Source organism: Streptococcus sp. CCUG 71758 (assembly GCF_011714815.1).
Taxonomy (GTDB): Bacteria; Bacillota; Bacilli; order Lactobacillales; family Streptococcaceae; genus Streptococcus; species Streptococcus halitosis.
Map to the genome: position 1 here is coordinate 83,386 of NZ_RXXO01000002.1, position 21,747 is coordinate 105,132.

General features: G+C 43.6%; 17 protein-coding genes. 14 read left to right on the forward strand and 3 right to left on the reverse strand.

Translation table 11 applies throughout. From position 1 onward, the window contains the following. Positions 1-60: 60 nt before the first annotated feature. Entirely contained in the window at positions 61-747 is a 687-nt protein-coding gene (locus EKB01_RS03915) for a YoaK family protein (RefSeq protein ID WP_167265731.1), read from the forward strand. 55 nt (positions 748-802) lie between these two features. Here the strand turns inward: EKB01_RS03915 and dusB are convergent, their stop codons facing one another. Further along, positions 803-1,783, reverse strand: coding sequence for a tRNA dihydrouridine synthase DusB (gene dusB, locus EKB01_RS03920; RefSeq protein WP_162279321.1), 981 nt, complete (start codon positions 1,781-1,783; stop codon positions 803-805). Then, positions 1,770-2,642, reverse strand: coding sequence for an Hsp33 family molecular chaperone HslO (gene hslO / locus EKB01_RS03925; protein WP_167265733.1), 873 nt, complete (start codon positions 2,640-2,642; stop codon positions 1,770-1,772). The genes dusB and hslO overlap by 14 nt, the downstream gene beginning before the upstream one ends. A gap of 286 nt (positions 2,643-2,928) precedes the next feature. On the opposite strand from hslO, the gene EKB01_RS03930 reads away from it, so the two are divergent. The 11 genes from EKB01_RS03930 (at position 2,929) to EKB01_RS03980 (ending at position 15,418) form a co-directional block, all read left to right on the forward strand. Beyond that, positions 2,929-3,060, forward strand: coding sequence for a teichoic acid D-Ala incorporation-associated protein DltX (locus EKB01_RS03930; protein WP_007518064.1), 132 nt, complete (start codon positions 2,929-2,931; stop codon positions 3,058-3,060). A 20-nt stretch (positions 3,061-3,080) separates the two neighbouring features. After that, positions 3,081-4,631 carry a D-alanine--poly(phosphoribitol) ligase subunit DltA gene (dltA, locus tag EKB01_RS03935; RefSeq protein WP_167265735.1) on the forward strand — a complete coding sequence of 517 codons (1,551 nt, stop codon included), beginning with the start codon at positions 3,081-3,083 and terminating at the stop codon, positions 4,629-4,631. Beyond that, positions 4,628-5,872, forward strand: a complete 1,245-nt coding sequence (dltB, locus tag EKB01_RS03940) for a D-alanyl-lipoteichoic acid biosynthesis protein DltB (protein WP_084872336.1) — start codon at positions 4,628-4,630, stop codon at positions 5,870-5,872. Before dltA ends, dltB begins: the two co-directional genes overlap by 4 nt. Positions 5,873-5,885: 13 nt before the next feature. Then, positions 5,886-6,125 carry a D-alanine--poly(phosphoribitol) ligase subunit DltC gene (gene dltC / locus EKB01_RS03945; RefSeq protein ID WP_000351972.1) on the forward strand — a complete coding sequence of 80 codons (240 nt, stop codon included), beginning with the start codon at positions 5,886-5,888 and terminating at the stop codon, positions 6,123-6,125. Then, entirely contained in the window at positions 6,118-7,386 is a 1,269-nt protein-coding gene (gene dltD, locus EKB01_RS03950) for a D-alanyl-lipoteichoic acid biosynthesis protein DltD (RefSeq protein ID WP_084872338.1), read from the forward strand. The genes dltC and dltD overlap by 8 nt, the downstream gene beginning before the upstream one ends. A 142-nt stretch (positions 7,387-7,528) precedes the next feature. Then, positions 7,529-9,592: a cell surface ecto-5'-nucleotidase Nt5e gene (gene nt5e, locus EKB01_RS03955; RefSeq protein WP_084872340.1), complete on the forward strand. Its 2,064-nt coding sequence runs from the start codon at positions 7,529-7,531 to the stop codon at positions 9,590-9,592. Between the two features lie 148 nt (positions 9,593-9,740). Beyond that, positions 9,741-10,181 (forward strand): zinc-dependent transcriptional regulator AdcR, encoded by a 441-nt coding sequence (adcR, locus tag EKB01_RS03960; RefSeq protein ID WP_001249327.1) that lies wholly within the window; start codon positions 9,741-9,743, stop codon positions 10,179-10,181. Beyond that, positions 10,181-10,885 (forward strand): metal ABC transporter ATP-binding protein, encoded by a 705-nt coding sequence (locus EKB01_RS03965; protein ID WP_061588546.1) that lies wholly within the window; start codon positions 10,181-10,183, stop codon positions 10,883-10,885. Before adcR ends, EKB01_RS03965 begins: the two co-directional genes overlap by 1 nt. Continuing rightward, positions 10,878-11,684: a metal ABC transporter permease gene (locus tag EKB01_RS03970; RefSeq protein WP_061588547.1), complete on the forward strand. Its 807-nt coding sequence runs from the start codon at positions 10,878-10,880 to the stop codon at positions 11,682-11,684. Before EKB01_RS03965 ends, EKB01_RS03970 begins: the two co-directional genes overlap by 8 nt. Before the next feature lie 9 nt (positions 11,685-11,693). Further along, positions 11,694-13,199 carry a zinc ABC transporter substrate-binding lipoprotein AdcA gene (gene adcA, locus EKB01_RS03975; protein WP_061588548.1) on the forward strand — a complete coding sequence of 502 codons (1,506 nt, stop codon included), beginning with the start codon at positions 11,694-11,696 and terminating at the stop codon, positions 13,197-13,199. A 539-nt stretch (positions 13,200-13,738) separates the two neighbouring features. Further along, entirely contained in the window at positions 13,739-15,418 is a 1,680-nt protein-coding gene (locus tag EKB01_RS03980; RefSeq protein WP_167266174.1) for an alpha-L-fucosidase, read from the forward strand. 37 nt (positions 15,419-15,455) lie between these two features. On the opposite strand, the gene EKB01_RS03985 is transcribed toward EKB01_RS03980, so the two are convergent. Beyond that, a complete protein-coding gene (locus tag EKB01_RS03985) occupies positions 15,456-17,540 on the reverse strand; it encodes a GH92 family glycosyl hydrolase (RefSeq protein ID WP_109289551.1) in 2,085 nt (694 codons plus the stop codon). Between the two features lie 168 nt (positions 17,541-17,708). Between EKB01_RS03985 and EKB01_RS03990 the strand changes: the two genes are divergently transcribed. Further along, positions 17,709-18,989: a glycoside hydrolase family 125 protein gene (locus EKB01_RS03990; RefSeq protein WP_000263081.1), complete on the forward strand. Its 1,281-nt coding sequence runs from the start codon at positions 17,709-17,711 to the stop codon at positions 18,987-18,989. Between the two features lie 54 nt (positions 18,990-19,043). Next, positions 19,044-21,689: an alpha-mannosidase gene (locus EKB01_RS03995; RefSeq protein ID WP_167265737.1), complete on the forward strand. Its 2,646-nt coding sequence runs from the start codon at positions 19,044-19,046 to the stop codon at positions 21,687-21,689. Positions 21,690-21,747 lie beyond the last annotated feature (58 nt).

The window sequence follows — 21,747 nt, forward strand, 5'->3', positions numbered from 1 at the left end:
TTAGTTTCTCCAAGAGAAAGTGGTATAATAAAAAAATCAAAGGAAAACGAGTGATAATACATGGCGGATAAATTAATCTTACCTCAAAACACACGATTGATGGGAGTATTTCTTGGATTTGTAGGTGGTTCTTTGGATGTGTTTTGCCATATTCAATACCATAGTTTGGTAGCGACACAGACAGGGAATATTCTCCTATTGATATCTGATTGGCACGATCCAAATGTTATCAATACGATGCTACGATTCTGCTCCATTATTTTCTTTTCTCTAGGGTTTCTGTTTGCATTGCACATGAAAGAATACCGTAAAACGGCCTACTGGCGGGTTAAGATGCTGCTTCCTTTATTTATTGGAACTCTTATTCTACCTTTCTTTTCACGATTTCCTCTATTAGAAGTTCCTTTCATCGCTTTTGGAACAGGAATGATGATGCTAACATTTACGGGCAGTTTGATTGAAGATCATCCCTATGTCATTTTTATGACGTCTGGAAATTACCGAAAGATGTTGACTGCTTTGTATCGCATTGCTAGAAGAGAAGGAAATATCCAAGAATACTGTCGTCAGGCCTTAAATTATGGGATTGTTGTGGGAAGTTTTATAGTGGGCGCAATCAGCTTGGCTGTATTGATGCATTTTCTTCATGAATGGTCTATATGGATTGTCAGCCTTAATTTGTTTTTGATTATGTCCTACTATATAGCTAGAGTGAAGCAATTAGATTTACAAGATGAAAACATATAAAAACGGCAAGACTCATTTTTGAGCTTTGCCGTTTTTGTGAGTTGTAGATGTGAGACTATGCTTTGTCTAGTTGCAAGAGGGCCTCAATTTCTGCAAGAGTACTAGCTTGTGAAATGGCTCCACGAAGCTTGGCTGCACCAGATGTACCACGAAGGTAGTGAGGAGCGAGGCCACGGAATTCACGGACTGCAATTTTTTCTCCTTTGAGGTTAATTAAGCGTTTTAAGTGTTCGTAGGCGATTTTCATCTTATCTTCAAAGGTCAAATCAGGAAGGATTTCTCCTGTTTCAAAGTAATGATTGATTTGATTGAAGAGGTAGGGATTTCCCATGGCTGCTCGGCCAATCATAACTGCGTCAGCACCAACTTCTTCGATACGCTGTTTAGCGTCTTGAACCGTACGAATGTCACCGTTGGCGATAAATGGAATCTTTGTCAGGGCTTGGGCTACATCGTGCAAGGTCTCAAGGTCCGCATGACCAGTATACATTTGCTCACGGGTACGACCGTGCATGGCAAGGGCAGAGACACCAGCAGCCTCAGCGGCGAGAGCATTTTCCACGGCTAGGGATGGATCAGACCAGCCGGTGCGCATTTTGACAGTAAGTGGGATATCAAGGACAGACTGGACTTTGTTGATGATAGAGTAGATTTTGTCTGGATCCTTGAGCCACATAGCGCCAGCTTCGTTCTTCACGATTTTGTTAACTGGGCAGCCCATGTTGATATCGACGATATCAGTCTTGGTATTTTCTTGGATGAATTCTGCTGCGCGTGCGAGGCTGTCTTCATCACTACCAAAGAGTTGGATAGAAACGGGATTTTCGCCTTCATCGATGTGAAGCATATGCAAGGTTTTTTCGTTGTTGTATTGGATTCCCTTGTCAGAGACCATTTCCATCACAACGAGTCCAGCTCCAAGCTCTTTTGCGATGGTACGAAAGGCTGAGTTGGTGACACCAGCCATGGGCGCTAAAACAGTACGATTGGGAATCTCAACATTGCCAATCATAAAAGGTGTATTAAGATTTGTCACGAATGAGTTCCTCCAGGTCGTTTTCATCAAAATTATAAGTTGTTTGGCAGAATTGACAAGTGATTTCTGCCCCGTGGTCTTCCTCTTTCATTTCCTCTAAGTCTGAGCTTGGAAGGCTGGCAAGAGCATCCATAAAGCGTTCTTTGCTGCAGTCGCATTGGAAACGGATTTCTTCTTCGGAAAGGCGTTTGTAGGATTCGTCGCCGTAGATAGCCTTGAGAAGGGCCTCGATATGGTCGTCGCTTTCTAGAAGAGTTGAGATGGCTGGCATTTCTTGAATGCGTTTCTCAAAGCGAGCAATCTCCTCGTCCTTGGCTCCTGGCAACACTTGGAGAAGGAAACCTCCGGCAACTTTGACCTTGTCGTCTTTATCCAAAAGAACATTGAGGCCGACGGCTGAAGGAGTTTGTTGACTTTCGGTCAAGTAGTAGGCCAAGTCTTCACCGATTTCCCCAGATATGAGGGGAGTCATAGAGTTGTAAGGATTTCCAGTACCATAGTCTGTGATAACGAGGAATTGACCGTTTCCAACAAAAGGTCCGACTAGAACTTCACCAGTTGCAGTCTTTTTGATGTCAACACCTGGATTTTGAACGTAGCCTTTGACATTTCCCTTGGTATCTGCGACCGTTATGATGGCACCGAGAGAGCTCGTTCCAAGAACTTTTACAGTAATCTTGGTATTTCCTTTTTCATTGGCTGCGAGAATTTGGCTAGCGATAAGGGCACGACCAAGTGCAACAGTCGAACTGGCTTGAGTTTGATGTTTTTCTTGAGCAGTGCGGACGGTTTCAGTGCTATCAAGGACAAAAGCACGAAAGGCTCCGCTTTCTGATATAGTTTTAATAATTTTATCCATAGCTACTATTTTAGCATAAAAATGCCCAAAGGGGGAGCCGTGTGTTTGCTGTCATTCTTTAAACTGTTTAATTTCTGATGACTGGTATAGGAGATTTATAGAAATGGAAATCTTTGCCTGCATCTACTGTTAACATTTTAATTTATCTTAAAATAACCTAAAACGAACTTTTAAGTTATGGTAAACAGTTGAAAAAAAGGTTGATAAAGTGGTAAAATGTTAGGAAGATAAGTTACTAATAGTGCGTATTTGTAGTCGATAGAAATGATATATTAATGGATAGCTTATGAAAAAACAACGAAACCTACATGTATTTTTAGGCCGGACGGCCCTATATTTTGTAATCTTGCTTGGCCTGCTTTATTTTTTTAGTTACCTTGGGCAGGGACAAGGTGGCTTTATTTATAATGAGTTCTAGTTTAAAGGAGAAAAGGAACAGTGTCTAATAAACCGATAAAAGATATGATTGAAACGATTGAGCACTTTGCTCAAATACAACCAACATATCCTGTCTATAATGTTTTAGGTCAAGAGCATACTTATGGTGATCTGAAGGCTGATTCAGATAGTTTAGCTGCAGCTATCGATCGACTTGACTTGCCTGAGAAATCTCCAGTCGTCGTTTTTGGTGGTCAGGAATATGAGATGTTGGCTACCTTTGTAGCGCTAACTAAGTCAGGTCATGCCTACATCCCAATTGATAGCCATTCGGCCTTGGAACGAGTTTCTGCTATCGTAGAAGTTGCAGAGCCAAGTTTGATTATTGCTATCTCAGATTTTCCATTAGAGCAAACTAGCACACCGATGCTGAATTTGGAGCAAGTCCATGAAGCTTTTGCTCAAGCTTCCAGCTACGAGATGACCCATCCAGTCAAGGGGGATGACAACTACTACATCATCTTTACTTCTGGTACGACTGGTAAGCCTAAGGGGGTGCAGATTTCCCATGACAATCTCCTCAGTTTTACCAACTGGATGATTACAGATAAGGAATTTGCGACGCCAAGTCGTCCACAAATGCTGGCTCAGCCCCCTTATTCTTTTGACCTATCTGTCATGTACTGGGCGCCAACCTTGGCACTAGGTGGTACGCTTTTCGCTCTTCCTTCAGCCATTACTCAGGACTTCAAAAAACTCTTTGCGACGATTTTTTCATTGCCAATCGCTATCTGGACATCAACACCGTCCTTTGCAGATATGGCCATGTTGTCAGAAGACTTTAACAGCGAGAAAATGCCAGGGATCACGCATTTCTACTTTGATGGTGAAGAATTAACGGTTAAAACAGCTCAAAAACTACGTGAGCGGTTCCCAAATGCTCGTATTATCAATGCCTACGGTCCAACAGAAGCGACAGTAGCTTTGTCAGCAGTTGCTGTAACAGACGAGATGTTGAAGACTCTCAAACGCCTGCCAATCGGCTATACCAAGGCGGATTCTCCAACCTTTGTCATTGATGAAGAAGGTAAGAAACTGCCAAATGGTGAACAGGGAGAAATCATTGTTTCTGGACCAGCTGTTTCAAAAGGCTATATGAACAATCCTGAAAAAACGGCAGAAGCTTTCTTTGAGTTCGAAGGTCTTCCAGCCTACCACACAGGGGATGTAGGAACCATGACAGAGGAGGGCTTGCTTCTCTATGGCGGACGCATGGACTTCCAAATTAAGTTTAATGGCTATCGCATTGAGCTTGAAGATGTCTCTCAAAACCTCAACAAGTCTCGCTATATCGAGTCGGCTGTTGCTGTCCCACGTTATAACAAGGACCACAAGGTACAAAATCTATTGGCCTATGTCATCCTAAAGGACGGTGTTCGTGAACAGTTTGAACGTGATATCGATATTACCAAGGCTATCAAAGAAGACCTAGCAGATATCATGATGTCTTATATGATGCCGTCTAAGTTTCTTTATCGAGATAGTTTGCCGCTAACGCCTAATGGTAAAATTGATATCAAGGGCTTGATTAACGAGGTAAACAGTAGATGATGGAGCTTTATAAACAGCTACCTCATTTGGAACCTTATGGTGATCTTCAGTACTTTTTATACGTAATTGTTGCGACTTTACCTATCTTCATTGGTCTCTTTTTCAAGAAACGTTTTGCCTTGTACGAGGTGCTTGTTAGTCTCTTCTTTATCGTCACCATGTTGGTCGGTGGAAAGACGAATCAAATAAGTGCTCTTATCCTTTATGTTATCTGGCAAGTGTTGCTTATATCTTTCTACAAAAGGTACAGGAAACAACGGGATAGCAAATGGATATTTTACCTGGTTAGCTTTCTATCCCTATTGCCAATAGTTTTTGTGAAGGTATCTCCTGCTATTCATGGACCTCAATCTTTGTTTGGCTTTTTAGGGATTTCTTACTTAACTTTTCGTGCAGTTGGGGTTATCGTTGAGTTGAGAGATGGTGTTATCAAGGATTTAACGATTCGGCAATTCTTACGTTTTCTTCTCTTTATGCCGACTTTCTCGAGTGGTCCCATTGATCGTTTTAAACGCTTCAATGAAAATTATGAGACCATTCCTGAACGGGATGAGTTGATGGACATGCTAGAAGAGGCTGTCAAGTATATCATGCTTGGCTTCCTTTACAAGTTTATCTTGGCCCATGTTTTAGGAGAGATATTACTGCCTCCGCTGAAAAATTTGGCCTTACAGACAGGTGGTTTCTTTAATCATTATGCTCTGGCGGTGATGTATACTTTTGGTCTAGACTTGTTCTTTGACTTTGCGGGCTACTCTATGTTTGCCTTAGCCATTTCAAACTTGATGGGGATTCATAGTCCCATCAACTTTAACAAGCCCTTTTTGTCAAGGGATTTAAAAGAGTTTTGGAATCGCTGGCACATGAGTCTGTCTTTCTGGTTTCGTGACTTTGTCTTTATGCGGATGGTGATGGTCATGACCAGAAAGAAGATTTTTAAAAATCGCAATGTGACCTCAAGTGTGGCCTATGTTGTCAATATGCTGATTATGGGGTTTTGGCATGGTGTGACTTGGTATTACATCGCCTATGGACTTTTTCATGGGATTGGGCTAGTCATCAATGACGCTTGGGTTCGTAAGAAAAAAGCGCTCAATAAAGAACGGAAAAAAGCTGGAAAGGGTTCCTTACCTGAGAATCGCTGGATTCAGTTGCTTGGCATGGTTGTCACCTTCCATGTCGTGATGGTTTCATTCTTAATCTTTTCTGGATTTTTGAATGATTTGTGGTTTAAAAAATAAAAGGATATAAAAAATGGATATCAAATCAGAAGTTATTGAAATTATTGATGAGTTGTTTATGGAAGATGTTTCTGACATGATGGATGAAGATCTTTTTGATGCCGGTGTCTTGGATAGCATGGGAACGGTTGAATTGATTGTTGAGATTGAAAATCGTTTTGACATTCGTGTTCCAGTGACGGAGTTCGGTCGTGATGACTGGAATACGGCTAATAAAATCGTAGAAGGTATTACGGAGTTGAAGAATGCTTAAACGCTTGTGGCTGATCTTCGGGCCTATCTTCATTGCTGGCCTTTTGATTCTTTTACTCATCTTTTTTTATCCAAGTACAACAAGTCATAATCTGACGGAGGAGAAGTACTCAGCGGCTTCTGTTAGTATAGAGAGTTTTAAAGAGAGAAGCCAAAAAGTAAGGGCTCTTACGGATCCAAATATGCGTTTTATTCCTTTTCTAGGGTCCAGTGAATGGATTCGATTTGATAGTGTCCATCCAGCTGTTTTAGCGGAAAAATACCATCGTCCCTATCGTCCTTACTTTCTAGGTCAAGCAGGAGCAGCCTCTCTCAATCAATATTTTGGTCTACAGCAAATTTTGCCAGAAATAGAGAATAAGCAGGCTGTATTTGTGATTTCGCCTCAGTGGTTTACGGAGACAGATTATGAACCCGCAGCGTTTCAGAGATTTTTTAACAGTGACCAATTGACAGCTTTTTTGGAAAATCAATCTGGTGATATTGCTGCAAAGCATGCGGCTATTCGATTGTTAAAGCAGAATCCTAATGTTGCATTAAAAGGCATTGTTCAAAAACTGTCAAAGGGTGAAGAATTATCAGAGGTTGATCAGGTTGCTATTGATATTTTTGCGCGATTCAATGAAAAGCAATCCGCTCTCTTTGGACAATTCTCCATTCGAGGAAAACTCAAGTACAAGGAACACGTGGAGAACTATTTAAAGGATCTTCCGGATCAATTTTCTTATGATGAGTTAGAAAAAATTGTTCGTAAGGACGCAGAAGCAAATACGACCAATAACGATATGGGAATGGAAAATCATTTCTATACGAGAGAGGTTAAAAAGGATTTAAAAAAATGGGAAGGGTATCAAAAAAATTACAACTTCCTCAAGTCCTCTGAGTACAATGATTTGCAGCTGGTCCTCAATCAATTTGCTAAGTCGAATGTCAATGTACTCTTTGTCATCCAGCCCGTTAACAAGAAGTGGATGGAGTACACAGGGCTCAGCGAAGAGATGTATCAACATGCAGTGGAGAAAATTCGTTACCAATTAGAAAGTCAGGGCTTTACCAATATTGCTGATTTTTCAAAAAATGGAGGAGATCCATATTTTGTTAAAGATACCATTCATCTAGGATGGTTGGGTTGGCTAGCTTTTGATAAAGTTGCCAATCCTTTCTTAACGGATCCAAAGCCAGCTCCAGACTACAAGATGAATAACCGCTTCTTTAGCAAGGACTGGGCAAGCTATGATGGGAATATGAATGATTTCCAATAAAATCAGCTAAAAGTTTGGGATTGGAACCCAAGCTTTTTTTGTTTAAATAGCGAATGTTTTAGATGAAAATAAGTCAAAAGTTTCAAATTTTCTAGAAATATCGTATAATATAAAGGAAAAAAGAAAAGAAAAGGATTTCAAAATGAATAAACGTTCTTTGTTACCTGTCTTATCGACAGCTCTATTAGCCCCAGCCTTTTTAGCTGGACAAGTATACGCTGAAGAAGCAACAACTCCTGCAGAAAGTTCAGCTGTTGTAGCAACTCCCGCCACGTCGGAGGCTCCTGCTCCTGTGTCGAACCCTGTAGCGTCAGCAACTCCAACAAACGAGGTAGAGACTCCAGCAACCGTTGCATCTGCAGAAGCTCCGTCAGCTCCTGCTGAATCTACTAAAAGCGAAGAAAAGGACACCGTTATCTTACACACCAATGATGTCCATGGTCGTATCGTAGAGGAAAAAGGAGTAATTGGAGATGCCAAGTTAGCGACTGTCATTGAGCAGGAACGTGCGAAATCAAATCAAAATACTCTGGTTGTTGATGCGGGAGACGCCTTCCAAGGTTTGCCGATTTCCAACTCTACGAAGGGTGAAGCGCGTGCTGAAATTCTCAATCAGATGCAGTATGATGCCATGGCAGTAGGAAACCATGAGTTTGACTTTGGCCTTGATGAAGTTAAAAAATACAAGGAAATCTTGAAATTCCCATTACTTAGCTCAAATACCTATGTCAATGGTGCTCGTCTCTTTGAAGCTTCTACAATCGTTGATAAAGATAAGACTGTGGAAGGTGATGAGTTTGTTGTAATCGGCGTGACAACACCTGAAACAGCAACCAAAACTCACCCTAAAAACATTAAAGGGGTAACTTTTACAGATCCAATCTCTGAAGTCAATAAGGTCATCGAAGAAGTTCAAGCCAAGGCTCGTGCAGAAGGCAAGGACTACAAACACTATGTTGTGCTCGCTCACTTGGGTGTAGATACCACAACTCCAGTCGAGTGGCGTGGTTCAACCTTGGCAGAAGCTCTATCTAAAAATCCTCGTCTCAAAGGCAAACGTGTGACAGTTATTGATGGGCATTCTCATACAGTAGCTTCCACAACTTATGGCAACAATGTTACCTATAACCAAACAGGAAGTTACCTTCATAATGTTGGGAAAGTTATCTACAAATCACGTCAGCTTTTGGGGAATCCTACGTTGATTGCAGCTGCTGATGCCAAGAAATTGACTGCCAATCCAAAAGTTGAAAAACTAGTCAAAGACATTAAACAAAAATACGATGCTGAAAATGCAGTTGAGATTGTCTCAAACAGCCCTGTAGAACTAAACGGTGATCGTGAAAATGTTCGAGTTCGTGAAACCAACCTCGGAAACGTCGTAGCAGACTCCCTCTATCAGTATGGTCAAACAGGATTTAGCCATCCGACAGACATCGCTGTGACAAATGGTGGTGGCTTGCGTGAAACCATTGCAAAAGGCAAACCAATCACTAAAGGAAATGTCATTGCTGTTCTTCCATTTGGAAATACCATTTCACAAATCCAAGTGACGGGGCAACAAGTCTTAGATATGTTTGAAAAATCACTCGGATCTATCTTGCAGGTCGATAAGGATGGCAAGAAGGTTTTGGATGAGAACGGACAACCATTGCTAGAACCAAGTGGTGGCTTCTTGCAAGTTTCAGGTGTGAAGGTCTACTATGATACCAACCTACCATCAGGTAAACGTGTCTTGGCCATCCAGGCCAAAAACCGTACAACTGGTCGTTATGATCTCCTAGACCTCGCAAAAACCTACTATCTTGCAACCAATGATTTCCTAGCTGCAGGTGGCGATGGCTACACGATGTTAGGTGGTGCGCGAGAAGAGGGTCCTTCTATGGATGCGGCCTTTGAAGAGTATCTGAAAACAGCTGATTTGACTCAGTATGAAAAGATCAATCCGAACTCACGGACGATTTCTGTGGATTCTAAAAACTTTAGTCTGCCAGTAGAAACACCTCAAACGAATACAGCTGCTAGCGATGCGACTACGAATGTACCACTTACTTATGAGGTGGCAGGTCAATTTAGCAAGAAGGCAGTTGTCTCAGAAAAAGCTCTCCCAAATACAGGAAGTGAACAATCCATCTTCTTACTCTTGATGGGAATGGTAGCTGGTTTGGCAGGTATCTTATCGAGTCGAAAACCAAAGCAAAAATAGGTTAAATTTCACATCTAGAAGAGTCTAGGGAAACGTTTTTACGCCTTTTTCCCTTGACTCTTTTTTGGTTTATGATATAATTAACCAGTAAAGAATCGGTGGCTATCTAAGTTTTTTATGGAAAAGATAGCTAGGGAAGGAGTAACACATGAGACAGCTTGCACAGGAAATCGATAACTTTTTAAACGAGGTGATCTTGAGATCTGAGAACCAGCATGAAATTCTGATCGGGCATTGCACAAGTGACGTTGCCTTGACCAATACTCAGGAACACATCCTCATGCTCTTGTCAGAAGAATCCCTAACCAACTCGGAGTTGGCCCGTCGCCTTAATGTCAGTCAGGCGGCAGTGACCAAGGCTATCAAATCTTTGGTCAAAGAGGGCATGTTAGAGACATCCAGAGATCCAAAAGATGCGCGTGTGATTTTTTACCAACTGACAGAGCTAGCTCGACCAGTGGCAGAGGAACACCACCATCATCATGAACACACGCTCTTAGCCTATGAACAAGTGGCAAGTCAGTTTACTCCAGATGAACAAGAAGTTATCCAGCGGTTTTTAACTGCTTTAGTAGGAGAAATCAAATAATGCGGTATATTACAGTAGAGGACTTGTCTTTCTATTATGACAAAGAGCCTGTCCTCGAGCACATCAACTATAGTGTTGATAGTGGGGAGTTTGTCACCCTGACTGGTGAAAATGGAGCTGCCAAGACAACGCTTATCAAGGCGAGCCTAGGCATCTTGCAGCCAAGATTTGGCAAGGTAACTATCTCAAAGACAAATACTCATGGAAAAAAGCTAAGGATAGCTTATCTTCCCCAGCAGATTGCTAGTTTTAATGCTGGTTTTCCAAGTACAGTTTATGAATTTGTCAAGTCGGGTCGCTATCCGCGAAAGGGCTGGTTCCGTCGTTTGAATGCCCACGATGAGGAGCATATCAAGGCCAGTCTAGACTCAGTTGGTATGTGGGAACATCGTGATAAACGAATTGGCTCCCTATCGGGAGGGCAAAAGCAACGAGCAGTGATTGCACGGATGTTTGCTTCTGACCCAGACATCTTTGTCTTGGATGAGCCGACGACAGGGATGGATGTGGGGAGCAAAAATGAATTTTACGAACTCATGCACCACAGCGCTCATCATCATGGCAAGGCCGTTTTGATGATTACCCATGATCCTGAGGAGGTCAAGGACTATGCGGATCGCAATATTCATCTAGTTCGTAACCAAGATTCGCCATGGCGTTGTTTCAACGTTCACGAAAGCGACCAGGAGGTGGAACATGCTTAGTTTGTTATCCTATGACTTTATGCAGCGTGCCTTCTTGGCGGTCATTGCCATGAGTCTCTTTTCTCCAGTTCTTGGTACCTTCCTTATCTTACGTCGTCAGAGTCTCATGAGCGATACCCTCAGTCACGTTTCTCTATCAGGAGTAGCCTTTGGTCTGGTTTTGGGAATTTCTCCAACTATTTCAACCATTGCCATTGTCTTGATCGCTGCGGTCTTTCTGGAGTATCTCCGTACGGTTTACAAGAACTTTATGGAAATCGGGACTGCCATCCTCATGTCAACAGGACTTGCAGTGTCTCTGATTGTCATGAGTAAGGGTAAAAGTTCGAGTTCTATGAGTTTGGACCAATATCTCTTTGGTTCGATTGTGACCATTAGCCGGGAGCAGGTGATTTTCCTCTTTGCCATTGCGGCGGTCGTTTTATTCTTGACTTTCTTATTCTTGCGACCAATGTACATCCTGACCTTTGATGAGGATACGGCCTTTGTGGATGGCTTGCCCGTTCGTACCATGTCCATTCTTTTTAACATGGTGACAGGGGTAGCCATTGCCCTTATGATTCCTGCGGCAGGAGCTCTTCTGGTATCGACCATCATGGTTTTGCCAGCTAGTATTGCCCTGCGTCTGGGGAAAAACTTTAAATCCGTTATGTTACTAGCCAGCGTTATTGGCTTTTTGGGAATGGTGGCAGGACTTTATATTTCCTACTATGCGGAAACCCCTGCCAGCGCTAGTATTACCATTATCTTTGTAGCTGTCTTTTTATTAGTCAGTCTACTGAAACGTTTTATCAAATAGGAGAATGAAATGAAAAAACTGAGCTTACTACTAGCTAGTCTATGTGCCCTGTTTTTAGTGGCTTGTTCCAATCAAAAACAGGCAAATGGGAAGCTAAATATCGTGACAACCTTTTACCCTATCTACGAATTTACCAAGCAAGTCGCAGGAGATACTGCTAATGTAGAACTTCTAATCGGTGCTGGTACAGAACCTCACGAATACGAACCGTCTGCCAAGGCAGTTGCCAAAATCCAAGACGCAGACACCTTCGTTTATGAAAATGAAAACATGGAAACATGGGTTCCAAAATTGCTAGATACTTTGGATAAGAAAAAGGTGAAAACCATCAAGGCGACAGGCGATATGTTGCTCTTGCCAGGTGGCGATGAAGAAGAGGGAGACCATGACCATGGAGAAGAAGGCCATCACCATGAGTTCGATCCCCATGTTTGGTTATCACCAGTCCGTGCCATTAAACTAGTAGAGCATATCCGTGACAGCTTGTCAGCAGATTATCCTGATAAAAAAGAAACCTTTGAGAAGAATGCTGCTGCCTATATCGAAAAATTGCAAGCCTTAGATAAGGCCTACACAGATGGTTTGTCTCAAGCCAAACAAAAGAGCTTTGTGACCCAGCACGCTGCCTTTAACTACCTTGCCTTGGATTATGGTCTCAAGCAAGTATCCATCTCAGGTCTCTCACCAGATGCTGAGCCATCAGCAGCACGTTTGGCAGAATTGACAGAGTACGTCAAGAAAAATAAAATCGCCTATATTTACTTTGAAGAAAATGCCTCACAAGCCCTAGCCAATACACTTTCAAAAGAGGCAGGTGTCAAAACAGATGTCCTCAATCCTTTAGAAAGTCTGACAGAAGAGGACACCAAGGCGGGAGAAAATTACATCTCTATCATGGAGAAAAACCTCAAGGCTTTGAAACAAACAACAGACCAAGAAGGATCGGAAATCGAGCCAGAGAAGGAAGAAAACACCAAGACAGTTCACAATGGTTACTTTGAGGATGCAGCTGTCAAGGACCGTACCTTGAGTGACTATGCTGGTAACTGGCAGTCAGTTTATCCTTTCCTTGAAGATGGAACTTTTGATCAAGTCTTTGACTACAAGGCTAAGTTAACTGGCAAGATGACAAAGGATGAGTACAAGGCCTACTATAGAAAAGGCTATCAGACAGATGTGACCAAGATTAACATTACTGATAACACTATGGAATTTGTTCAAGGTGGACAAAGTAAGAAATTCACCTACAAGTATGTTGGTAAGAAAATCTTGACTTACAAGAAAGGCAATCGTGGCGTGCGCTTCCTCTTTGAAGCGACAGATGCGGATGCTGGACAGTTCAAGTACGTTCAGTTTAGTGACCACAATATCGCCCCAGTCAAGGCAGAACATTTCCATATCTTCTTTGGAGGTACTAGCCAAGAAGCCCTCTTTGAAGAGATGGATAACTGGCCAACCTACTATCCAGATAACTTATCTGGACAAGAAATCGCCCAAGAAATGTTGGCACATTGATGCAAGAGAGAATCCCGCAAATCTGCGGGATTTTTTGCTGGAAGTGATTAGGTTGTTAGGTATTATAGTACCACAGTTGTGCTGTTCACAATGTGATAAAGAGGTCATTTTCTACTGGCTGATTCTCACTAGCTGGCGAATGCAAAAGCTACGATTGTACAAATTATAGAATCTTTTCAGGGGATTTAGGAAGGGAGCTTAGCCATATTGACGCTGCTATCGCTTTTTGTTATAGTCAAGGAGAGAGTGGCCTGAAACAATAGTTTATTCACAAGTTGTGGATAAGTCTGGGGAGAACAGGACATTTAGCTAATATCCTAGAGGGATCTTGAGAATTGCTCCGGAAACTAGTAACGGGCTTATCTTTCTAGTAGAAATCTTAGTCTAGTAGGGATTTGAGCAGGTCTGCCTGAGAGTGACAGGGTTAAAGTCTAAGAGCTGGAGTCTGAAAAAGCTAATTTTTAGGTATGTTTTCTTATCCACAGGTTGTGGATAACTTTTTGAATAAGCAAATTGATAAGAGAAAGAGATATGAGATGATGACGAACATAAAACCAAACGGACCATTACCAAGTCAGGTCCAGCTAACTTATCTGGGCGATGAGCTAGCAGCCTTTATCCACTTCGGTCCTAATACCTTTTATGACCAGGAATGGGGAACAGGTCAGGAGGAGCCTGAGCGCTTTAACCCGACCAAGTTGGATGCGCGTGAATGGGTTCGGGTGCTCAAAGAAACAGGTTTTAAAAAACTGATTTTGGTGGTGAAGCACCACGATGGATTTGTCCTCTATCCGACAGCCCATACAGATTATTCGGTCAAGGCTAGCCCTTGGAGGGATGGAAAGGGGGACTTGCTTCTCGAAGTTTCTCAAGCTGCAACTGAGTTTGACATGGATTTGGGAGTGTATTTGTCTCCGTGGGATGCCCATAGTCCCCTCTATCATGTGGACCGAGAAGCGGACTACAATGCCTATTATCTGGCTCAATTGAAGGAAATCTTATCAAATCCTGCCTATGGGAATGCTGGTAAGTTCGCTGAGGTTTGGATGGATGGTGCTAGAGGGGAAGGGGCCCAGCAGGTCAACTATGAGTTTGAGACTTGGTTTGAAACCATTCGTGACTTGCAGGGCGATTGTTTGATTTTCTCAACAGAGGGAACTAGTATTCGCTGGATTGGCAATGAACGAGGCTATGCAGGGGATTCCTTGTGGCAAAAAGTCAAGCCAGACCAGTTGGGGACAGAGGCGGAATTAGATTATCTACAGCACGGAGACCCCTCTGGGACGCTATTTTCAATCGGTGAGGCAGATGTTTCTCTTCGCCCGGGCTGGTTTTACCATGAGGATCAGGATCCTAAGTCTCTGGAGGAGTTGGTCGAAATCTACTTTCACTCGGTAGGGCGGGGAACTCCACTCTTGCTTAATATCCCACCGAACCAAGATGGCCTCTTTGACGAAAAGGATATCCGGCGACTGTATGAATTTGCTGCCTACCGTGACACACTCTATAGGGAAGATTTAGCTCTGGGAGCCAAGGTATCTGGCCCTGCTCTATCACCAGACTTTGCTTGTCATCATCTGACAGATGGACTGGAGGCTAGTTCTTGGGCAAGTGATGCAGAGTTGCCAATCCAATTAGAGCTCGATTTAGGGGCACTTAAAACTTTTGATGTGATTGAGTTAAGAGAAGATTTGAAGTTGGGGCAACGCATCGCTGCTTACCATGTTCAGGTAGAGTTGGATGGTGTCTGGCAGGAGTTTGGCTCTGGTTATACTGTTGGCTACAAACGTCTCTTACGAGGATCAGTCGTTGAGGCGCAGAAGATACGCGTGACCATTACAGAGGCACAGGCTTTGCCTTTGTTGACCAAAATTTCACTCTATAAAACACCTACCTTGTTGAAAAAAGAAGCTGTTCAGCAACTAGAGTTTTCAGAAAAAAGTCTAGCTGTGACCAAGGGAGAAAATGTCCACTTTACAGTTAAGCGCAGAGAATGTAGTGGTCCTTTAGAAGCTAAGATTTCGATTCAACCAGGGACGGGTGTACATGGTGTCGCTTATCAGGATGAGATTCAAGTCCTTGCGTTTCAAGTTGGCGAGACTGAAAAAAGATTGACGCTTCCAACCTTGTATTATACAGGAGATAAAACCTTGGATTTCTATCTGAACCTAACGGTGGGTGGTCAGCTTGTAGATCAACTTCAAGTCCAAGTTTCATAAAAAAAACCTTTGCGCGATGCAAAGGTTTTTTGGGTTATTAGTGATTTGGTAGCCAGCTGAGGGTGAAGGTCAGTTGCTCAGCTTTCAAGAGGTCTTGGTGTTGAATGCTAGATACTATAGTCTTGTCCAATCGGCATTCTTTGACAAAGTTGAAATGGCTGTGGTTTTGCTCGGCATGGATATCCAGCCATTTATTTTCCTTAGCTAGGTAGATACGGAGATGGTCAAAGAGAGGGATTCCGAGATCATAACTTGGTTTGCCCGGACAGGTCGGGTAGAATCCAAGAGCTGACCAGATGTACCAAGCAGAGAGACTGCCATTGTCCTCATCGCCAGGATAGGCTTTCCAGCTGGGGTGAAAGGCTTTCTGACGGAGCGTCTTGATGAGAAGGGCAGTGTAGTCTGGGTAGTTGCTGTAGCGGAAGAGATAAGGGATGTGGAAGCTAGGCTGGTTAGAGATGGCGAGTTGTCCAAAGGGAGCTGTTGCCATCTCGCTCATCTCGTGAATCTCGTAACCATAGCCGGTGGTTTCAAAGAGAGGAGCGTCCTGACAGGCTTTCAATAGATAATTGCTGAAGGCTTCTTTTCCACCCATAAGTTGGATTAAGCCTGGGATGTCATGGAGGACGCCTAAAGTCGCTTGAATGGCAGAGCATTCGGCGTAGTCGCGTCCCCAACCATAAGGAGAGAAGTCAGGGCGGAAGTTGCCTTGGCTATCTCGCGCTCGCATGTAACCTGTCTCAGCATCAAATAGATGACGGTAATTTTGAGACGCAGTTCTATAAGTTTCCGCGATGTCATTCTGACCTAGTTTTTCGGCACAGCTGGCGATACAAAAATCACTATAGGCATAGTCTAGGGTATGGCTGACGCTTTCGTGGTGGTCGGTAGAGAGGTAGCCCAGTTCTTGGTATTGGGCTAGTCCGTGGCGGCCATTGATGCCGAGAGGGTCGGACTTAGTGGCTGTTTCAAGCATGGCTTGAAGGAGTTCTTTTTCTAGGTCGGGGGCCATGTCCTTGCAGGCGCTGTCTGCGATAATGCCATCTAAAAGGGTACCAGGCATCATACCCCGTTCGTCCGGAGCTAGCCATTTTGGAAGGAATCCAGTATCGCGGTAGCTATTGAGGAAACCTTCTAAAAAGCGGTGATAGTGCTCCGGTATGATAAGGGCAAAGAGGGGGAAGGTGGTGCGGAAGGTATCCCAGAAGCCATTGTTGCTAAAGAGGACGCCGGGCTTGATAGTACCAGTAGCCAGATCCATGTGGATGGCTTGCCCTGATTCATCAACCTCATAAAAAGTCTGCGGGAAGAGGAAGAGTCTGTAGAGGCAGTGATCAAAGAAGGTCCGGTCAGTCTCTCCTGTCTCTAGTATGTCAAAACGATGGAGGAGGTCTTCCCAGTCTGCTTTCGCACTTTCTTTACAGCTATCAAAGTCCGTTTGAGGTAGATTAAGCAGAGCTTGAGAAGGCGAGATGAAAGAAGTTGCTAGCTGGATGTCAGCATGACTATCTGTCAGGTCAATTCGCCAGTCTCCACCTTCTTGGCTGACAGCAAGAATATCCGTATTCATTTGCAGGGCAGTGAATAGTTTTAGCGTATTTTTGTTTGTCTCTGTTTTTCCTTCTTGTCGTAGGGAAAGAGTCCGCTTATCTACTTGCTTGACTGTCAAGTCATCTGCTGCGTGAAGATAGAGGGAGAGGGCTTTGCCTTGCTTTTGCTCCAAACGAATAGAAGCGCCATAGCAAGTCGGTGTAAGCTGGGTTTCAATCTGAAAGCGCAGGGAGAAAATCTTCAGATAATGAGGTTGGAAGGAAGCTTTATCCCTATCATAGGAGGATTGACGGTGAAAGAGGCTATCTCCCCCAAGCTGGCCGGTGATAGGTGTCAGAAGCAGCCAAGAGTAGTCGCCAATCCAAGGACTGGGCTGGTGGGTTAATCGAATCCCTTGAAAGATGGGCAGATGTGGTTCGAAAAACCAAGCTCCCTCCTGATCGCTGGTCTGAGGCACAAAATAATTCATCCCAAAAGGAACGCCCGTGTAAGGCAGGGTATTTCCCCGAGAAAAGGCATGCTTGCTAGCAGTCCCAAAGCGGGTATCGATGGTTTCAAGTAGTGGTTTCATGGTATTTCCTTTAGCTGTTTTCTACATTATATCAGAAAAAATGGTCTTTAGAAAAGGAGTTTCAAATATAACAATTTTGTAGAAAAATGACTATCATTTGTGTATATATTTTCTGGGCTAAAAGCTATATACTGAAAATGAATCTTGTTTGAAAGAGGAAAAAATACTATGGTTTATTCGAAAGAAATTGTTAGAGAATGGCTAGACCAAGTAGCGGAGCGGGCTAAGGACCATCCCGAGTGGGTGGATGTCTTTGAGCGTTGCTATACAGACACCTTGGACAATACGGTCGAGATTCTAGAAGATGGCTCAACTTTTGTCTTGACAGGGGATATTCCTGCTATGTGGCTTCGGGATTCGACAGCCCAACTCAGACCCTACCTGCACGTGGCTAAAAGAGATCCTCTCTTGCGTCAGACCATTGCAGGTTTGGTCAAGCGTCAGATGACTTTGGTGCTCAAGGATCCTTATGCCAATTCCTTCAATATTGAGGAAAACTGGAAGGGGCACCATGAGACTGATCACACAGAGCTTAATGGCTGGATTTGGGAACGCAAGTACGAGGTGGATTCGCTTTGCTATCCTTTGCAGCTGGCTTATCTCCTTTGGAAAGAGACTGGCGAGACCAGTCAGTTTGATGAGACTTTTGTCACAGCGACCAAGGAAATTCTTCATCTCTGGACAGTGGAACAAGACCACAAGAACTCTCCTTATCGTTTTGTTAGGGATACGGACCGCAAGGAAGACACCTTAGTAAATGATGGCTTTGGACCTGATTTTGTAGTGACAGGTATGACCTGGTCAGCTTTTCGTCCGAGTGATGACTGCTGTCAGTATAGCTATTTGATTCCGTCCAATATGTTTGCCGTAGTCGTATTGGGGTATGTGCAAGAAATCTTTGCAGAACTAGACCTAGCTGATAGCCAAAACATCGTGGCAGACGCTAAGCGTCTCCAAGCAGAGATTCAAGAAGGCATCGAAAACTATGCCTATACAACCAACAGCAAGGGAGAAAGGATTTACGCCTTTGAAGTGGATGGTCTAGGAAATGCTAGCATCATGGATGATCCAAACGTACCAAGTCTACTGGCTGCTCCATATCTTGGTTACTGTGCGATTGACGATGAGGTTTACCAAGCCACACGCCGTACCATTCTGAGCCCTGAAAATCCATATTTTTACCAAGGAGAATACGCTAGCGGTCTCGGAAGTTCTCATACCTTCTATCGCTATATCTGGCCGATTGCCCTTTCTATCCAAGGTTTGACAACAAGAGATAAGGCAGAGAAGAAATTCTTGCTGGATCAGCTCGTTGCCTGCGATGGTGGCACAGGTGTCATGCATGAAAGCTTCCACGTAGATGATCCAACGCTCTACTCTCGTGAATGGTTCTCTTGGGCCAACATGATGTTTTGTGAGTTAGTCTTGGATTATCTAGATATTCGCTAGTCAGTTCTTTAGTTAGATAGAAATAAAAATTTAAGTTAGAATGAGGTTTTACTCATGGAAAATGTTGTTGTACATATTATCTCACATAGTCACTGGGACCGTGAGTGGTATCTACCTTTTGAAAGCCACCGGATGCAGTTGGTGGAATTGTTTGACAATCTTTTTGATCTCTTTGAAAATGACCCTGAGTTCAAGAGTTTCCACTTGGATGGACAAACCATTGTCCTTGATGACTACTTGGAAATTCGCCCTGAAAATCGCGACAAAGTCCAACGTTACATCGACCAAGGCAAACTCAAAATTGGTCCTTTTTACATCTTGCAGGATGACTACTTGATTTCAAGTGAAGCCAATGTCCGCAATACCTTGATTGGTCAAGCAGAATGTGCAAAATGGGGCAAATCAACCCAGATTGGTTATTTCCCAGATACCTTTGGAAATATGGGACAAGCTCCTCAAATCCTTCAAAAATCAGGCATTCACGTGGCAGCTTTTGGGCGTGGTGTGAAGCCGATTGGATTTGACAACCAAGTTCTCGAAGATGAGCAGTTTACTTCCCAGTTTTCAGAAATGTACTGGCAGGGTGCAGACGGAAGTCGTGTCCTCGGTATCCTCTTTGCCAACTGGTACAGTAATGGAAATGAAATTCCAGTTGATAAGGATGAAGCCCTGGCCTTCTGGAAACAAAAACTGTCAGACGTGCGTGACTACGCTTCGACCAACCAATGGTTGATGATGAACGGATGTGACCACCAGCCTGTACAGCGAAATCTGAGCGAAGCCATTCGTGTGGCCAATGAACTCTTTCCAGATGTGACCTTTGTGCATAGTTCCTTTGATGACTATGTCCATGCAGTAGAAAGTGCTCTACCTGAGCAACTATCTACCGTTACAGGTGAGTTGACCAGTCAGGAAACAGATGGCTGGTACACACTTGCCAACACTTCTTCTTCACGCATTTACCTCAAACAAGCCTTCCAAGAAAATAGCAACTTGCTAGAACAAGTAGTGGAGCCATTGACTGTCATCACTGGCGGGCACAACCATAAGGACCAGTTGACCTATGCTTGGAAAGTCCTTCTACAAAATGCGCCACATGACAGTATCTGTGGCTGTAGCGTGGACGAGGTTCACCGTGAGATGGAGACACGTTTTGCCAAGGTTAACCAAGTTGGAAATTTCGTTAAGACCAATCTTCTCAACGAGTGGAAGGGTAAAATTGCAACCCACGAAGCCCAAAGCGATCATCTCTTTACGGTCATCAACACAGGCTTGCATGACAAGGTTGATACGGTCAGCACCGTGATTGATGTGGCGACTTGTGATTTCAAGGAATTGCACCCAACAGAAGGCTATAAGAAGATGGCAGCTTTGACCTTGCCAAGCTACCGTGTCGAAGACTTAGAAGGGCATGCTGTAGAAGCGAAAATCGAAGATCTGGGAGCTAATTTTGAGTATGATTTACCAAAAGACAAGTTCCGTCAGGCTCGTATCGCTCGACAAGTGCGCGTGACAGTGCCTGTTCATCTGGCACCACTTTCTTGGACAACCTTCCAATTGCTTGAAGGAGAACAAGAACACCGTGACGGTATTTACCAAAATGGAGTGATTGATACGCCATTTGTAACGGTCAGTGTAGATGAAAATATCACAGTCTACGACAAGACAACTCATGAAGCTTATGAAGATGTTCTTCGCTTTGAAGACCGTGGTGACATTGGAAATGAGTACATCTATTTCCAACCAAAAGGAACAGAACCTATCTACGCAGAACTCAAAGGCTGTGAAGTCTTGGAAAATACAGCTCGTTTTGCCAAGATTTTGCTCAAGCATGAATTGACAATTCCAGTAAGTGCAGATGAAAAACTGGATGCGGAACAAAGAGGTATCATCGAGTTTATGACGCGTGAAGCTGGGCGCTCAGAAGAATTGACAACCCTTCCTCTGGAAACAGAGATGACCGTCTTTGTCGACAATCCACAAATCCGCTTCAAGACTCGCTTTACCAATACTGCCAAGGACCACCGTATCCGTCTCTTGGTTAAGACTCATAACACGCGTCCAAGCAATGACTCTGAAAGCATCTATGAGGTAGTAACACGACCAAACAAACCAGCTGCTTCTTGGGAAAATCCTGAAAATCCACAACACCAGCAAGCCTTCGTCAGCCTTTATGACGATGAAAAAGGGGTGACAGTGGCTAATAAAGGACTGCACGAGTATGAAATCCTTGGAGACGATACCATTGCTGTGACCATTCTTCGTGCCTCAGGTGAGTTAGGTGACTGGGGTTACTTCCCGACACCAGAGGCTCAGTGCTTGCGTGAGTTTGAAGTCGAGTTTGCTCTCGAATGCCACCAAGCAGGGGAACGCTTCTCAGCCTTCCGTCGTGCTAAAGCCTTCCAAACACCATTCACTAGTCTTCAAGTTGCTAAACAAGAAGGAAGTGTTGCTGCGACTGGCAGCCTCTTGTGCCATGCGGCGCTCAGCTTGCCACAAGTCTGCCCGACAGCCTTTAAGGTAGCTGAAAATGAAGAAGGATATGTACTTCGTTACTACAATATGAGTCAAGAAAATGTGCGTATATCAGAACACCAACAAACCATTTTGGACTTGCTTGAGCGGCCATATCCCGTTCATTCAGGACTCTTAGCACCACAAGAAATTCGCACAGAATTGATCAAAAAAGAAGACATTTAATAGTTTTAAAGTGTTTGATAACTAATACTATGAGATAGAAAGGAGGGGCGAAAGAGTA

Excerpts from the sequence above, each read along its gene's own strand:
- EKB01_RS03915 (WP_167265731.1), top strand. The coding sequence starts at position 61 with ATGGCGGATAAATTAATCTTACCTCAAAACACACGATTGATGGGAGTA.
- hslO (WP_167265733.1), bottom strand. The coding sequence starts at position 2,642 with ATGGATAAAATTATTAAAACTATATCAGAAAGCGGAGCCTTTCGTGCT.
- EKB01_RS03930 (WP_007518064.1), top strand. The coding sequence starts at position 2,929 with ATGAAAAAACAACGAAACCTACATGTATTTTTAGGCCGGACGGCCCTA.
- dltB (WP_084872336.1), top strand. The coding sequence starts at position 4,628 with ATGATGGAGCTTTATAAACAGCTACCTCATTTGGAACCTTATGGTGAT.
- dltC (WP_000351972.1), top strand. The coding sequence starts at position 5,886 with ATGGATATCAAATCAGAAGTTATTGAAATTATTGATGAGTTGTTTATG.
- dltD (WP_084872338.1), top strand. The coding sequence starts at position 6,118 with ATGCTTAAACGCTTGTGGCTGATCTTCGGGCCTATCTTCATTGCTGGC.
- nt5e (WP_084872340.1), top strand. The coding sequence starts at position 7,529 with ATGAATAAACGTTCTTTGTTACCTGTCTTATCGACAGCTCTATTAGCC.
- adcR (WP_001249327.1), top strand. The coding sequence starts at position 9,741 with ATGAGACAGCTTGCACAGGAAATCGATAACTTTTTAAACGAGGTGATC.
- EKB01_RS03965 (WP_061588546.1), top strand. The coding sequence starts at position 10,181 with ATGCGGTATATTACAGTAGAGGACTTGTCTTTCTATTATGACAAAGAG.
- EKB01_RS03970 (WP_061588547.1), top strand. The coding sequence starts at position 10,878 with ATGCTTAGTTTGTTATCCTATGACTTTATGCAGCGTGCCTTCTTGGCG.
- adcA (WP_061588548.1), top strand. The coding sequence starts at position 11,694 with ATGAAAAAACTGAGCTTACTACTAGCTAGTCTATGTGCCCTGTTTTTA.
- EKB01_RS03980 (WP_167266174.1), top strand. The coding sequence starts at position 13,739 with ATGACGAACATAAAACCAAACGGACCATTACCAAGTCAGGTCCAGCTA.
- EKB01_RS03985 (WP_109289551.1), bottom strand. The coding sequence starts at position 17,540 with ATGAAACCACTACTTGAAACCATCGATACCCGCTTTGGGACTGCTAGC.
- EKB01_RS03990 (WP_000263081.1), top strand. The coding sequence starts at position 17,709 with ATGGTTTATTCGAAAGAAATTGTTAGAGAATGGCTAGACCAAGTAGCG.
- EKB01_RS03995 (WP_167265737.1), top strand. The coding sequence starts at position 19,044 with ATGGAAAATGTTGTTGTACATATTATCTCACATAGTCACTGGGACCGT.